The organism is Demequina maris (genome assembly GCF_000971155.1).
Classification (GTDB): domain Bacteria; phylum Actinomycetota; class Actinomycetes; order Actinomycetales; family Demequinaceae; genus Demequina; species Demequina maris.
In genome coordinates this window covers 244,548-258,617 of record NZ_BBLX01000002.1, presented here as the reverse complement: position 1 = coordinate 258,617, position 14,070 = coordinate 244,548, and the positions used below count along the sequence as shown (strand labels likewise).

Annotated in this window: 16 protein-coding genes; 7 read left to right on the top strand and 9 right to left on the bottom strand. The window is 70.7% G+C overall.

Going from position 1 to position 14,070, the window contains the following annotated elements; genetic code table 11:
• The first annotated feature begins 117 nt into the window (after positions 1-117).
• Positions 118-1,968 (top strand): phosphoenolpyruvate carboxykinase (GTP), encoded by a 1,851-nt coding sequence (locus AOM02_RS03450; RefSeq protein WP_062296674.1) that lies wholly within the window; start codon positions 118-120, stop codon positions 1,966-1,968.
• 93 nt (positions 1,969-2,061) lie between these two features.
• On the opposite strand, the gene AOM02_RS03445 is transcribed toward AOM02_RS03450, so the two are convergent.
• Positions 2,062-3,144 carry an EamA family transporter gene (locus AOM02_RS03445; RefSeq protein WP_082104849.1) on the bottom strand — a complete coding sequence of 361 codons (1,083 nt, stop codon included), beginning with the start codon at positions 3,142-3,144 and terminating at the stop codon, positions 2,062-2,064.
• 39 nt (positions 3,145-3,183) lie between these two features.
• On the opposite strand from AOM02_RS03445, the gene AOM02_RS03440 reads away from it, so the two are divergent.
• Positions 3,184-3,717, top strand: a complete 534-nt coding sequence (locus AOM02_RS03440) for a CGNR zinc finger domain-containing protein (protein WP_062296671.1) — start codon at positions 3,184-3,186, stop codon at positions 3,715-3,717.
• A 41-nt stretch (positions 3,718-3,758) separates the two neighbouring features.
• Entirely contained in the window at positions 3,759-4,346 is a 588-nt protein-coding gene (locus tag AOM02_RS03435) for a hypothetical protein (RefSeq protein WP_062296669.1), read from the top strand.
• A gap of 7 nt (positions 4,347-4,353) precedes the next feature.
• Here the strand turns inward: AOM02_RS03435 and AOM02_RS03430 are convergent, their stop codons facing one another.
• Positions 4,354-4,716 carry a RidA family protein gene (locus tag AOM02_RS03430; protein WP_062296667.1) on the bottom strand — a complete coding sequence of 121 codons (363 nt, stop codon included), beginning with the start codon at positions 4,714-4,716 and terminating at the stop codon, positions 4,354-4,356.
• A 50-nt stretch (positions 4,717-4,766) separates the two neighbouring features.
• On the opposite strand from AOM02_RS03430, the gene AOM02_RS03425 reads away from it, so the two are divergent.
• Positions 4,767-5,201 (top strand): hypothetical protein, encoded by a 435-nt coding sequence (locus AOM02_RS03425; protein ID WP_062296665.1) that lies wholly within the window; start codon positions 4,767-4,769, stop codon positions 5,199-5,201.
• Here AOM02_RS03425 and AOM02_RS03420 read toward each other — a convergent pair.
• From AOM02_RS03420 to AOM02_RS03410, 3 genes are read right to left on the bottom strand one after another with little or no spacing between them, the layout of a single operon-like run.
• On the bottom strand, positions 5,179-5,910 hold the full coding sequence (locus tag AOM02_RS03420; protein ID WP_062296663.1) for a class I SAM-dependent methyltransferase: 732 nt from the start codon (positions 5,908-5,910) through the stop codon (positions 5,179-5,181). The two genes, AOM02_RS03425 and AOM02_RS03420, sit on opposite strands and share 23 nt — an antisense overlap.
• A gap of 22 nt (positions 5,911-5,932) precedes the next feature.
• Positions 5,933-6,421, bottom strand: coding sequence for a GNAT family N-acetyltransferase (locus AOM02_RS03415; RefSeq protein WP_062296661.1), 489 nt, complete (start codon positions 6,419-6,421; stop codon positions 5,933-5,935).
• Positions 6,418-6,765, bottom strand: coding sequence for a hypothetical protein (locus AOM02_RS03410; protein ID WP_156156062.1), 348 nt, complete (start codon positions 6,763-6,765; stop codon positions 6,418-6,420). Before AOM02_RS03410 ends, AOM02_RS03415 begins: the two co-directional genes overlap by 4 nt.
• 249 nt (positions 6,766-7,014) lie before the next feature.
• Here AOM02_RS03410 and AOM02_RS03405 point away from each other — a divergent pair, with 249 nt between their 5' ends.
• A complete protein-coding gene (locus tag AOM02_RS03405) occupies positions 7,015-7,944 on the top strand; it encodes a pseudouridine synthase (protein WP_228373762.1) in 930 nt (309 codons plus the stop codon).
• 214 nt (positions 7,945-8,158) lie between these two features.
• Entirely contained in the window at positions 8,159-8,698 is a 540-nt protein-coding gene (locus AOM02_RS03400; protein ID WP_062296657.1) for a hypothetical protein, read from the top strand.
• 222 nt (positions 8,699-8,920) lie between these two features.
• Here the strand turns inward: AOM02_RS03400 and ychF are convergent, their stop codons facing one another.
• Complete coding sequence (gene ychF / locus AOM02_RS03395) at positions 8,921-10,006, bottom strand: redox-regulated ATPase YchF (protein ID WP_062296655.1); 1,086 nt, start codon at positions 10,004-10,006, stop codon at positions 8,921-8,923.
• A gap of 93 nt (positions 10,007-10,099) precedes the next feature.
• Here ychF and AOM02_RS03390 point away from each other — a divergent pair, with 93 nt between their 5' ends.
• On the top strand, positions 10,100-10,291 hold the full coding sequence (locus AOM02_RS03390) for a hypothetical protein (protein ID WP_156156061.1): 192 nt from the start codon (positions 10,100-10,102) through the stop codon (positions 10,289-10,291).
• A gap of 81 nt (positions 10,292-10,372) precedes the next feature.
• Here the strand turns inward: AOM02_RS03390 and AOM02_RS03385 are convergent, their stop codons facing one another.
• From AOM02_RS03385 to AOM02_RS03375, 3 genes are read right to left on the bottom strand one after another with little or no spacing between them, the layout of a single operon-like run.
• Complete coding sequence (locus AOM02_RS03385; protein WP_062296652.1) at positions 10,373-12,109, bottom strand: dipeptide ABC transporter ATP-binding protein; 1,737 nt, start codon at positions 12,107-12,109, stop codon at positions 10,373-10,375.
• Complete coding sequence (locus tag AOM02_RS03380; protein WP_062296650.1) at positions 12,106-13,044, bottom strand: ABC transporter permease; 939 nt, start codon at positions 13,042-13,044, stop codon at positions 12,106-12,108. Before AOM02_RS03380 ends, AOM02_RS03385 begins: the two co-directional genes overlap by 4 nt.
• A complete protein-coding gene (locus AOM02_RS03375) occupies positions 13,037-13,963 on the bottom strand; it encodes an ABC transporter permease (RefSeq protein WP_062296648.1) in 927 nt (308 codons plus the stop codon). Before AOM02_RS03375 ends, AOM02_RS03380 begins: the two co-directional genes overlap by 8 nt.
• Positions 13,964-14,070: the final 107 nt, after the last annotated feature.

Genomic DNA, 14,070 nt, shown 5'->3' with positions numbered 1-14,070 from the left:
GCTACGTGAAGAATCGCGAAATTTCACGGCCGAATGTGCGATCAGGGGGCCTGAACCACCCGTAACGTCGAAAGCACGCGGAGGAATTCACCAATCGACAGCCGCAAGGGAGCAGCCATGGCGATCATCGAGCAGCCGCTGCGCGACACGCGCACCTCGTCCGGAGCGGGCCACCCGCAGGGGGCCGACCCGAGCATCGTCGCGTGGGTCGAGCGCCTCGCTCTTCACGCGACGCCCGACGAGGTCGTGTGGTGCGACGGTTCGGCGCCCGAGCGCGCCCGGCTGATCCGCCAGATGGTCGACGCGGGCACGCTCGAGGCGCTGGACCCCGAGCTGCGGCCCGGCAGCTACCTCGCGCGCAGCGACCCGGACGACGTCGCCCGCGTCGAGTCCCGCACCTTCATCTGCTCCGTCAAGGAGGAGGACGCCGGTCCCACGAACCACTGGGTCCCGCCGGCCGCGATGCGCGAGACGCTGCACGGCCTGTTCCGCGGCGCGATGCGCGGCCGCACGATGTACGTGATGCCGTTCGCGATGGGCCCCGTGGGCGGCCCCCTCACCCGCTACGGCGTGCAGGTCACGGACTCCCCCTACGTCGTGGTGAGCATGGGCACGATGACCCGCATGGGCGCCGACGCGCTCGCGCAGATCGGCCCCGACACCGAGTGGGTGCGCTGCGCCCACACGGTCGGCGCCCCGCTCGCGCCCGGCCAGGAGGACGTCGCGTGGCCGTGCAACAAGACCAAGTACATCTCGCACTTCCCCGAGACCCGCGAGGTGTGGTCGTACGGCTCGGCCTACGGCGGCAACGCGATCCTCGCCAAGAAGGCGTTCGCGCTGCGCATCGCGAGCGCGATCGGTCAGGACGAGGGCTGGCTCGCGGCGCACATGCTGCTGCTCAAGGTCACCAACCCGCGCGGCCGCGTCTTCCACGTCGCCGCTGCCTTCCCGAGCGCGTGCGGCAAGACGAACTTCGCGATGCTGCAGCCCACCATCCCGGGCTGGACCGTCGAGACGCTCGGCGACGACATCGCGTGGCTGGCACCGGGCCCCGACGGCCGCCTGCGCGCCATCAACCCCGAGGCCGGCTTCTTCGGCGTCGCGCCCGGCACGGGCCGCGGCACCAACCCGGTCGCGATGGACACGCTCACGCACGACGTAGTCTTCACGAACGTCGCGCGCACCGACGACGGCGACGTGTGGTGGGAGGGCATGACCGACGAGGCGCCTGAGCACCTCACGGACTGGCTCGGCCAGGACTGGACCCCCGCATCGTCCACCCCGGCCGCCCACCCGAACTCGCGCTTCACGGTCGCGGCCGCCCAGTGCCCGACGATCTCGGACGACTGGGACGACCCGGCCGGCGTGGTGGTCGACGCCGTGATCTTCGGCGGCCGCCGCGCGACCAACGTGCCGCTGGTCGCACAGGCCCGCGACTGGGAGCACGGCATGCTCATGGGCGCGACGCTCGCGTCCGAGCGCACCGCCGCGGCGGAGGGCACGGTCGGCGAGCTGCGCCGCGACCCGTTCGCGATGCTGCCGTTCTGCGGCGTCCACATGGCCGACCACTGGAGCCACTGGCTCGAGGTGGGCGCGAAGGCCGACGCCGCGGGCGGCGCGCCGGCGGTGTTCCAGGTGAACTGGTTCCGCAAGGGCGCCGACGGCCGCTTCCTGTGGCCGGGCTTCGGCGAGAACATCCACGCGCTGGCCTGGATGCTCGACCGCATCGAGGGCCGCGCCGAGGGCACGGAGAGCCCGTTCGGCCTCATCCCCGCGGAGGGCGAGATCGACCACGCCGCCGCGGGCGTGGACGATGCGACGTGGGCTGAGCTGTTCGGCCTCGACAAGCAGGCGCTCGCCGCGGAGGCGGACGACGCGCAGGCGTTCCTCGACTCGTACGGCGACAAGGTGCCGGAGCCGATCCGCGAGGGTCTGGCCCGGATGCGCGCCGACATCGACGGGCTGTAGACGGGGGGAGGGCCGAGGCCGGATGCTCATCAGGCATCCGGCCTCGGTCATGCCCGGGCGCGTAGGAGGGTGCGCACGGGCAGGTCTGGGGGGCTAGAGGGCGGCGCGGGCCTCGGTCGGCTCGCTCTCGAGCTCGGCGTCGACCACGGCGTCGACCTCGGCCTCGGCCTCGAGCAGCGCGCCGGGGTCCGCGGGGACCACGTCCGTGCCGGGCAGCGCGGGCTCGGGGACGACGGCCAGCGCGGGTTCGTCGGGCTCGCCCAGCTTGACGAGCACGACGCCGGCGAGGACCAGCACCGCGCCCGCGATCTGGATCGCGGCGGGCGCCTGGCCGACGAGCAGCCACGCGAACAGCGCCGCCGCAAGCACCTCGGTGAGCGCGACGAACGAGCCGAGGCGCGCGCCGAGGCGGCGGGTCGCGGCGATGCCGACGACGTACGCGACCGCGGAGGTCACGATGCCGAGCAGCGCGACGGCGACCCACCACGGCAGGTCGCCCGGCACCAGGTGGACGGTGGCCGTGCTGAACGCGAGCGGCAGCACGCCCGTCGCGGCGGCGATGCCGAGGATCACGGCGGCGACCATGAGGCCGCCCCACGCGAGCGTGACCGGCGGCAGGCCGGTCGAGTTCGAGCTCGAGATGACGAAGTAGACGGACGCGCCGATCATGGCGCCGAGCGCCCAGCCGATGCCCACGATGCTCACGTGGCCGCCGCCGACGAGGTCGAGCAGGAGCACCATGCCCGACATCGCGACCACGGCACCGAGGAGCGTGAGCCGACCCGGGCGGTGACCGCGGGTGGCCCACAGGTAGCCGACCACGACGATGGGCGACATGTACTCGATGAGCAGCGCGACGCCCACGTCGAGGTGGCCGACCGCGAAGAAGTAGAAGAGCTGCGCGCCCGCGACCGCGAACGCGCCGTACGCGATCACGGTGCCCGCGGCGCGGGCGAGCAGGCGCCAGCGGCCGCGCAGCGCGATGAGCGCGGGGACGGTGAGGACCACGGCCGCGATCGCCACGCGCACGAGCGTCGCCGCGCCGGCGGTCCAGCCCGCATCCATGAGGCCGCGGGCGAGGCTGCCGGACAGGCCGAAGGAGGCGGCGGACGCCAGGGCGAGGACGAGGCCCTGAGCGCGGTTCACGCGCGCGGCGTCATGAGTCAACGTGGTCATGGCTCATGACTTTAGAGTGCCGTTTGGTAATGTGTCAAAATGACGTTCGCCAATGACACCGTCGCGGCGCTCGAGTCGGCCGTCTTCCTGTCCAACTCCGAGCTCGAGCCCGACACGCTCACCACGTTCGACGAGCTCGTCGACTTCTTCGACCGCTTCGGCTATACCGGCCGGCGCCCCGAGGCGCGCGACCTCGAGGCCGTGCGCGCGATCCGCACGCCGCTGCGCCGGCTGTTCCTGTCGAGCAGGGACGATGCGGTCCCCCAGATCAACGCGATCCTCGCCGAGCAGCACGCGGTCCCCCAGCTCGTGCGCCACGGCGACACCGACTGGCACATCCACGCGACGTCGGACGACCACCCGCTCGACGCGCGCATCCTGGTCGAGACCGCGATGGCCATGACCGACGTGGTGCGCGACGACGAGATGCAGCGCTTCTCGCGCTGCGCCATGGAGGACTGCGAGGGCGTGGTGCTCGACCTCAGCCGCAACCGCTCGCGCAAGTACTGCACGGTCACGTGCACCAACCGGGCCGCCCAGGCGGCCTTCCGGGCGCGCCAGTCCGAGGACTGACGTCCGAGGGTCGTGCGCCGTTGACGTGGGACGATGGGGCCATGCAGATCTACCGCGCCCGCTCGTCCGTGCTCTGGGGCTGGGTGGCGATCGCGATCGGCGTGGTCGTCGCCGTCGTCCACGTGGCGAATGTCGGATTCGCGTACGCGCACGGCGGGCTGGGCCTCGGCGCGGCGCTCGCGCTCTTCGGCTGGGCCGCCTTCCTGCGCCCGCACGTCGCCGCGGGTGAGGACCGCGTCGAGCTGCACAACGTCACGCAGGTCGCGACGGTGCCGTTCGCGCGGCTGAGCGACCTGGGCACGCGCTGGAGCCTCGAGGCCGTCGGCGACGACGGCCGCACCGTCGGCGCGTTCGCGGCGCCCGCGCCGGGCGCCGCGGCGTCGAAGCGCCACGAGCGCGCGGCCGAGGCGGGCTCGATCGACAAGGCCGAGTACGCGCGGGCCGGCGACGTGCCGGGAACCCCGTCGGGCGACGCGGCCGCGCTCGTGCACGATGCGTGGGACGCGTGGCGCGCGGCCGGCGGCGCGGCGGGCGGCGAGGGCCCGTCGATCACGCGCACGCCGGACTGGATCGGCGTGGCCGCGGTCGCCGCGGGCACGATCCTCGCGATCTGGGGCCTGCTCTTCTAGGTCCCGGCTAGCCCCGGTACGCGGTCGCCTCGATCTCGATCCGCATCGCGGGGTCGATCAGCGTGCACTGCTGCATCGTCGCGGCCGGGCGGACGTCGCCGAACCAGCGGCGCAGCACCGGCCAGCACGCCTCGAAGTCCGCGGCGTCCGGCAGCAGGTAGCGCACCCGCACCACGTCCGCCATCGCGAACCCACCCTCCTCGAGCGCCGCGGAGATCGTGGCGAGCGCCGCATCGGCCTGCGCGGCGACGTCGTCGCTCGCTGTGCTGGTCGTGCCGGACACGAACGCCCAGTCGCCCTGGACCACGGCGCGCGAGTACGCCACGCGCTCCTCCCAGGGGCCGCCGGAGGAGATCAGCTGTCGGGTCATGCGGCGATGCTACGCGCACCAGGCGTAACGTCGTCACCAGGGGGTGTGCCATGGAGCGCTGGAGCGCGCGGACGCGGATCGCCTGGTGGGTCGCCGTGGGCTGGGGCGTGCTGCTGCCCGTGCTCGCACTGGTGGTGCCGGTCGGCACCGAGGTGAGCCTCGGCTCCGACGGCGTGGAGACCGAGCGCCACCTCACCCTCGCGCAGGCCGAGGGAATCTCCGGCGTCCTCACGGTGGCGGTGCCGCTCGCGCTCGCGCTGCTCGTCGGGGTCGCGATGGCCGCGGACCGTCGGTGGGGGCTGCCGACGGCCTGGACGTTGTTCGGGCTGCTCGCCGCCGCGGACTTCCTCGCGATGATGAGCGTGGGGATCTTCGTGATCCCGCTGACCGTGGCGCTGCTGGTCGCGCTGGTCGGCCGGACGAGCGACGGGCAGCGGGCCCGCGCATCGTCCGACGGGGGCGTCAGCCCGCGACCCGCGCCCTGAAGGCGTGCGTGACGTAGGGCATCGTCGCCTCGCCGCCGTCGGCAAGTCCGGCCGTGCGGGCGATGAGCGCGTCGAGCGCGGTGTCGATGTCCTTCTTGAGCGCGTCGGGGCCCGTGATGTAGTTGCTGCGCGAGCGCACGAGCGCGTGCAGGGACGATGCGGTGAAGGGGCGGCTCCACGCGCTCTCGTAGAACTCGAGCGGGCCGAACGGCGCCGCGACGCGCGGGCCGCCGCCCGCGAGGAGGAGCTCCGCCGTCGAGTGCCCGATCACCCGGCTCAGCGCCGCGACCCAGGGGTCGCGCTCGTCGCGGATGTTCCAGATGAGGCCGAGGACACCCCCGGGTGCCAGGACCCGGGCGACCTCCGCGCTGGCCGCCTCGACGTCGACCCAGTGCCACGCCTGGCCGAGCACGACGGCGCCCACGCTCGCGTCGGGAAGCGGGATCTCCTCGGCGCGGCCGCGCATCACGGTCGCGCGCGGCACGTGCGCCTCGAGGGTCGCGAGCATGACGGGGTCGGGGTCGACGGCGACGACGTCGTGTCGCGCGTGGAGCACCGCCGCGGTGAGCTTGCCGGTGCCGGCGCCCAGGTCGAGGACGCGCCCCTGGACGCCCTCGAGCATCCACGCCACCGCATCGTCCGGATAGCCGGGGCGGCCGCGCGCGTAGTCGGCGGCGGCTCGTCCGAAGCTGGTCGACCGGTCGGTCACGGGACCACGCTACCGGCGCGCGTCACGGCCGCACCATCCTCACGGCCGGGATCGGATGCTCGTTCACCGTGTGCGTGTCCTCGGCGCCGTCGGCATCGAAGCCGTGCTTGCCGTAGAAGGCGAGGGCACGGGCGTTGTCGCGCCACACCCACAGGTACGCGGGGCGGTCGCCGAGCGCGGCTGCGAGGAGCCTCGCGCCGTCCCCGGTGCCGTGCCGGCGGGCGAGAACGTACAGCCCCTCCAGCTCGCGCGGGGCGGGCGCGTCGTCCTGGCGGCCGTCGCCCGCGCTCGCGAAGCCGACGACCTCTCCCCCGGCGACCGCGACGTGCACGGTCGACCGTCCCTCGTCGAGGATCTCCTGCCAGCGCGCGGTGCGCGCGTCGAGGTCGAGGCCGTCGAGGACCTCGGCCGGCAGCACCGGCGGGTAGGTCTCGCGCCACGACTGCAGGTGGACGCGCGCGATGGCGGGCGCATCGTCCACGGTCGCGCGGCGGACGAGCGTGGCGGTCATCGCGAGAACAGCCGCCGCAGCAGCGACTGCCGCTTGTCGGTCCGCGTCAGCATCCGGTCGGTGTCGGCGACGAGGTGCGCGAGCGCGGCGTCGAACGTCCCGCTGGCCTCGATGAGGTGGCCGTTCACCTCGCCGACGGCGTACACGTCGCCGCCGCCGTTCGCGACGTCGAGGTCCTGTCCGGTGGGCCAGATCATCGAGAAGTAATCCCGCTTGTCATCGTGACGGTTGGGGCTCAGGCCCGAGTCCTCCTCGGTCGCGTCGAAGACTCCGCCGGTCTCCCACCCGTGGCCCAGGGCCGCCGCCGCACGACGGTCGATCATCGCTCGTTCCGTGTCGCTCATGGGCGACACCCTAGCGAGGGCGCCCGCAGGGCGGGAGATCGCTCCGACCACCGCCCGGCTCTTTTCGCCGGCGCGCCATCTTCTCTCCCGCGGGTGTCACGTAAGCGTGAAACAGCGATGCGCTTCCCCGCGAATGCCCTGGTCCTTGCCTTCGCGCACCTCGACCGTCGGCCGTGTTCCACCCCGGCGTGAAATGAGGGAATGGGTCTATGCCTGCGCGCGCGCCGCTGCCTCCGTACGATGCTCTGCGTGCCACCCCACCCGTCCCCGCTGCCGCAGCGCCACGGCATCGACGCCGCGTGGGTGCGCACGCCCGGCCCAGGTCCCGATGGTGCGCCGCCATGGTCGACGATGCGGGAGTTCCTCCTGGACCGCCTGCCGGCGGGTGCGGAGGTCGAGCGGCGGCTCGCCGCGGGCGAGTTCGTGGACCAGCAGGGGCGCCCGTGGACCGGCGACGAGGAGTACCGGTCCCACACGTTCGTATGGTTCCATCGTCCGCTCGCCCCGGAGACGCCGGTGCCCTTCCCGTTGGGCATCCTCGACCGGACGGACAACCTCGTGGTGGTCGACAAACCACACTTCATGGCGACGACCCCGCGCGGGGCGCACGTCCGCGAGACCGCGCTCGTCAAGCTGAGGGTGGCGCTCGATCTGCCCGAGCTCACCCCGGCGCATCGGCTGGATCGACTGACAGCCGGCGTGCTCGTGTTCACGACGCGCCGCGGCTGCCGCGGCGCCTACGCCGGGGTGTTCCAGTCGCGCCGGGTCGCCAAGACGTACGAGGCCGTGGCACGGTTCGACGCCACGCTCAGCTTCCCGATGCGCCTCGTGGGACGCATCGAGAAGCGACGGGGCAGCCTCCAGGCGTCCCTGGTGCCCGGGGAACCCAATGCCGAGACACTCGTGGAGGTCGTCGAGGTGCAGGAAGGCTACGCCCGCTACCGACTCACCCCGATCACCGGCAAGACGCACCAGCTGCGCCTGCAGATGGCCGACGCGGGGCTGCCGCTCGTGGGCGACCCGCTCTATCCCGAGGTCAAGGAGGACGCGCCGGACGCCTACGGCGATCCCCTGCGGCTGATCGCCCGACGCCTGCGGTTCACGGACCCCCTCGACGGCGTCGAGCGGGACTACACGAGCGGGCGCGCTCTGACGTGGCCCGCCGACGTCAGACGTTGAAGCGGAACTCGACCGCGTTCAGTGGCCGAACAACGTCACCTCATCTTCGCGTGTCCAACCACGCAATGGCCCTAAGGGCGACTCCGGCTCATCAGGAACCACGCGAGCCACGAGACGACGGAACATTGTGTAGCCAGCTCAAACCGCGGCAGTAGCTTTGGAGCCTTGTACCAGTGCGATTAGTGTTGCGGCCAACTGACGAAGGGGGGCTAGATTGGGCGGCCAGGTCCTGGCGCGATCCACGATCAAGAAGTACCAGTGGGCGTGCGTATCGCTCTTCGCGTCCGTCGTGCTCCTGCGCGCTGTGATCGACGAGGCTACCCTCTGGTTGCTTGAAGCGTCCGACCAGCGCTGGATCGTCGAGTGGGCATTCACCCTCATGACCATCTTCTCGATGGCGGCGACATGCCTCGCGACAGCATTCGTCGCAACCCTGCTCATCACCAGCGCTACTGGCTCCCCTGGAACTGCCCAACGCACTCGCCGCTACCGCAACCTCGCGCTCGCAGTCTTCGTGGGTTCGTTGGCCATCAAGATCGTCGAGGACTTCATTCCGGCCGAGACCTACTCCCGCCTCGGCTGGGACGCCAAGTACTGGTACGACGAGGCGATCGCTATGGTCTACAGCGTTGCCGTGTGGGTCGCGCTGCCGATCGGTGCGGCCCTCCTCGCGGCGTCCGTGCTGATCCCCATTCTCGTGCGAGGAACTGAGCCGTCATCTCGCAACCCGTCTACCGGGAAAGCGCCCGCCTAGATCGTCACCGTACTGATGGGCGGGTGGCATTGCCGGAAGGCGTCGCCGCACTCCCGCCTAGCAATCACGGACGGCGGGTACTTGTCGATCGGCGGCGCGACAGTGGACGCCGCTCGTGCGTTGACGGCTATGCAGAGCGCGCGTCATCCCCCCCAATCCGGTTGAGACCACAGCGCCGACCTCTAGGTTCGTGCAGGACGATTGCCAAAGGCTGAACCGGAACTACACATTGAACCTGAACTCGACCACGTCGCCGTCCTGCATGACGTAGTCCTTGCCCTCCATGCGGACCTTGCCCGCCGCCTTCGCGGACGCCATCGACCCGGCGTCGATGAGGTCGTGGAAGTGGACCACCTCGGCCTTGATGAAGCCGCGCTCGAAGTCGGTGTGGATGACACCGGCGGCCTGCGGGGCGGTCCAACCCTTGTGGATGGTCCACGCGCGGGCCTCCTTGGGGCCGGCCGTGAGGTACGTCTGCAGGCCGAGCGTGTCGAAGCCGATGCGCGCGAGCTGGTCCAGGCCGGACTCCTCCTGGCCGTTGGCCTCGAGCATCTCGCGGGCCTCCTCCTCGGACAGGTCGACCAGCTCGGACTCGAACTTCGCGTCCATGAAGATCGCCTTCGCCGGCGCGACGCTCGCCTCGAGCTGGGCGCGCAGATCCTCGTCGGCGAGGCCCGCATCGTCCAGGTTGAAGACGTAGATGAAGGGCTTGGTGGTGAGCAGGTTGAGCTCACGGATGTCGTCGAGGTCGAGCCCCGCGACCGGCGCGCCCAAGCTGAGCGTCTGGCCGGCCTCGAGGATCTCCTTCGCGGCCTGCACGGCCGCGAGCTGCGAGGCGGGCGCCTTCTTGGCGCGCACCTCCTTCTCGAGGCGCGGGATGACCTTCTCGACGGTCTGCAGGTCCGCGAGGATCAGCTCGGTGGTGATGGTCTCGATGTCGGAGGCGGCGTCGACCTTGCCGTCGACGTGGATCACGTCCGGGTCCTCGAACGCGCGGGTGACCTGGCAGATCGCGTCCGCCTCGCGGATGTTCGCGAGGAACGCGTTGCCCAGGCCCTCGCCCTCGGATGCGCCCTTGACGATGCCCGCGATGTCCACGAAGGACACCGTCGCGGGGACCTCGCGCTCCGAGCCGAAGACCTCGGCGAGCCTGCCGAGACGCTCGTCCGGCAGCGGGACCACGCCGACGTTGGGCTCGATGGTCGCGAACGGGTAGTTCGCGGCGAGCACCTCGGCGCGGGTGAGGGCGTTGAACAGGGTCGACTTGCCGACGTTCGGGAGTCCGACGATTCCGATGGTGAGTGCCACGGGCGACCATTCTACCGGCGGGAGGCCCCACCGCCTGCCGGGACGATGCGCGAGCACGGTGACACGCGCATCGTCCCGTCCTACGCTGACGGGATGACCTTCGAGGAGCTGTTCAACCAGGGTGCCGCACACACGCGCGAGCAGAAGGACTGGGACAAGGTCCGGCCCGCGACCGAGGTGGTCGCCGAGGCGCCGCCGCGGGACGATGCGCTGGCCCACGTGGTGATCCCGCTGCCCGATCATGTCGAACCGTTCCGGCTCCGCAAGCCCGACGACGAGGACTGAGCCCACGCATCGTCCCCGGACGCACGAAGGCCCCGGACCTCCCTCGCGGGAGAGCCGGGGCCTTGCGCCGTCGCTCGGGGACTAGGCGCCGAGCGGGATGTTCGCGCCGGGGATGGCGTCGAGCAGCTTCTGCGTGTACTCGGTCTGGGCGTTGGAGAAGATGTCCTCCACCTTGCCGTGCTCCACGATCTTGCCCCGCTCCATCACGGCCACGTCGTCGGCGACGACGCGCACGACCGCGAGGTCATGGGTGATGAAGAGGTACGTGAGGCCGAGCTCCTCCTGCAGGTCCGCGAGGAGCTGCAGGATCTGCGCCTGGACCAGCACGTCGAGGGCGGAGACCGCCTCGTCGAGGATGACCACGTCGGGCTTGAGCGCCAGGGCTCGCGCGATCGCGATGCGCTGGCGCTGACCGCCCGAGAGCTCGTTCGGGTAGCGCGACAGCACGGTGCGCGGGAGCGCCACCTCGTCGATGACCTCGTTGACGCGGTTCTCGCGCTCCTTGCGGTCGCCGATCTTGTGGACGTCCAGCGGCTCCTGGATGATCGAGCCGATCGACCGCATCGGGTCGAGCGAGCCGTACGGGTCCTGGAACACCGGCTGCATGCGCCGGCGGTGCGCGAGCATCTCCTGGCGGTTCAGCGCGGTCGCGTCCTTGCCGCCGATGAGGATCTCGCCCTCGGTGGCGGTCTCGAGGCCGAGCACCATCTTGGCGACGGTGGACTTGCCCGAGCCGGACTCGCCCACGAGCGCCATGGTGGTACCGCGCGGCACCTGGAAGTTGACCTTGTCGACCGCGGTGAACGGCTCCGAGCGGAAGCTGCCGCGACGGATCGAGAAGACCTTCGTCAGGTCCTTGACCTCGATCGCCGGGGTGCCGGCGTGATCCGCCTGCTCGACGACCTCGTGGCGGTGCGCAGCCGCCGCGACCAGGTCGATCTCGTCGCCCGCGGGTGCCGAGGGCGCCTCGACCTTGCTCGACGTGAGCCGGACGGACGCGAGGCTCGGGGCCGCCGCGATGAGGCGCTTCGTGTACGGGTGCTGCGGGTTCTGCAGCAGCTCGAGGCTCGGACCGGCCTCGACGATCTTGCCCTGGTACATCACGATGACCTTGGACGCGCGCTCGGCGGCGAGGCCCAGGTCGTGCGTGATGAGGAGCAGCGCCGTGTTCTTCTCACGCGTGAGCGACTCGAGGTGGTCGAGGATCACGCGCTGCACGGTCACGTCGAGCGCCGAGGTGGGCTCGTCCGCGATGAGCAGCTTGGGGTCCGCGGCCAGGCCGATGCCGATGAGCACGCGCTGGCGCATGCCGCCGGAGAACTGGTGCGGGAACTGCTTCATGCGGCGCTCCGCGTCGGCCAGACCGGCCTCCTGGAGCACCTCGATGGCGCGCTTGTCGGCGTCCTTCTTGTTCTTGGCCATGTTGTTGGCCAGAACCGCCTCGCGGACCTGGAAGCCGACCGACCACACGGGGTTGAGGTTCGACATCGGGTCCTGCGGGACGTAGCCGATCTCACGGCCGCGGGTGCGGACGATCTCCTGCTTGCTCGCCTTGGTGAGGTCCTTGCCGCCGAACATGACCTGGCCGCCGGTGATGCGGCCGTTGCTCGGGAGCAGGTCGATGATGCCGGTGGCGGTGGTGGACTTGCCAGAACCGGACTCGCCGACGATCGCGACGGTCTCGCCCGGGAAGATGTCGAACGAGACGCCCTTCACCGCCTGGACGAAGCCGTTTCCGGTCTGGAAGCCGATCTCCAGGTCCTTGATGGAGACGAGGGGCTCAGCGGTATCGGTCACGGGGGTGGTCTCCTGGGTCATCCGCGGGCCCTCGCCTTCGGGTCGAGGGCGTCGCGCACGAGCTCGCCGAGGGTGATGAAGGCGAGGACGGTCACGGTGAGGAAGATCGACGGCCAGATCAGCGTCATGGGCGCCGTGCGGAGGCTGGTCTGCGCGGCGCTGATGTCGTTACCCCACGACATGACGGACGTGGGCAGGCCGACGCCGAGGAAGCTCAGCGTGGCCTCCGCGACGATCGCGCCACCCAGCGACAGCGTCAGGTAGACGATGACCGGGGTGATCGAGTTGGGCAGCACGTGCGACACGAGCGTGCGGAACGGCGTGCGTCCCGTCGCGATCGAGGCCATCACGAAGTCGCCCGACTTCACGCGCAGGATCTCGGAGCGCAGGATGCGCGCCAGGGATGCCCAGGCGAATCCACCGATCGCGAACGCGAGGGTCCACACCGAGCGGTAGTCCGCGAGGACCGACATCACGACGACGGCCGCGAGGATGTAGGGGATCGAGAAGAAGATGTCGCCCAGGCGCGAGAGCACCGAGTCGACCCAGCCGCCGTAGAAGCCGGCGAAGGCACCCATGATGATGCCGACCACGCCGGAGATCGCCGTGGCGAGCAGGCCCACCGCGAGCGAGGTGCGGGCACCCCACACCACGCGGGCGTAGACGTCGCAGCCCTGGCGGGTGAAGCCCATCGGGTGACCCTCGGTGGGGCCGCCGTTCGAGTTCGCCAGCTGGCAGTTGTCGGTGGGCGAGACGCTCGTGAACAGCGTGGGGAACAGCGCCATGAGGACGATGATCAGCACGGTGACGAGCGAGATGTAGAACAGCGGGCGGCGACGCAGCGAGCGCCACGCGTCGGACCACAGGTTCGACGGCTTCTCGTTGAGCTTGACCTTGTCGACCTCGGCCATCTCGTTCTCGTCGAACGGAGCGACGTAGTGCTCGGGCTTAGGCATAACGGATCCTCGGGTCGAGAACGGCGTACAGGAGGTCCACCAGGATGTTGATGACCACGTAGGCGAGCACCATGACGGTCACGAAGCTGACGACCGTGGGGCCCTCGCCTCGGATGATCGCCTGGTACAGCGTGTTGCCGACGCCGGGAACGTTGAAGATGCCCTCGGTCACCGTCGCGCCGACCATGAGGACGCCGAAGTTGGCGGCCGAGTTGGTGACGACGGGGATGAGGGAGTTGCGCAGGACGTGGACCGGGATCACGCGGCGGCCCGGGAGGCCCTTCGCGTACGCGGTGCGCACGAAGTCGCGGCTGCGGGTGTCGATGACGGTGCCTCGCATGAGGCGCATCGACGTCGTGAAGAGGCTCAGCGCGAGCACCACGGCGGGCAGCCACATGTTGGCGAGGCTCGTGTCGGAGCCGACGGTCGGCGAGGCCCAGCCCCACTTGATCGCGACGAAGTACTGCGCGAGGAAGCCGAGCACGAAGATCGGCACCGACAGCATGATCAGGCCGATGACCAGCGTGATGTTGTCGAAGAGCTTGCCCTTGCGCAGACCGGCGAAGAGGCCGAGGATCACTGCCATCGAGAACTCGAGCGCGATGGCCATCGCGGCGAGCTTCAGCGTCACGGGGAACGTGCGCGCGAGGACCTCGCCGACGCTCTGACCCGAGAACGTGGTCCCGAGGTTCCCGCTGAACAGGTCCTTCATGTAGAGGCCGTACTGCACGATGAACGGCTGGTCCAGGTGGTACTGGGCCGCCAGCGCGTCGTACGTCGCCTGGTTCGGGGTCTTGTCACCGAACATCGCCAGGATGGGGTCGCCCGGCATCGCGAAGACCATGAAGTAGATGAGGAAGGTGGTGCCGATCACGACCGGGACCGCCTGGAGGAGGCGGCGGACCACATACATCAGCATGGGCGCGCTCCTCGGATGTGCTTCGTCTGGAACATATGGTGTCCGATTCTACTGTGCGTGCCGCATGCGTCCGCACCTAGGCCGACGATAGCCCGCGCGCGCCGTCC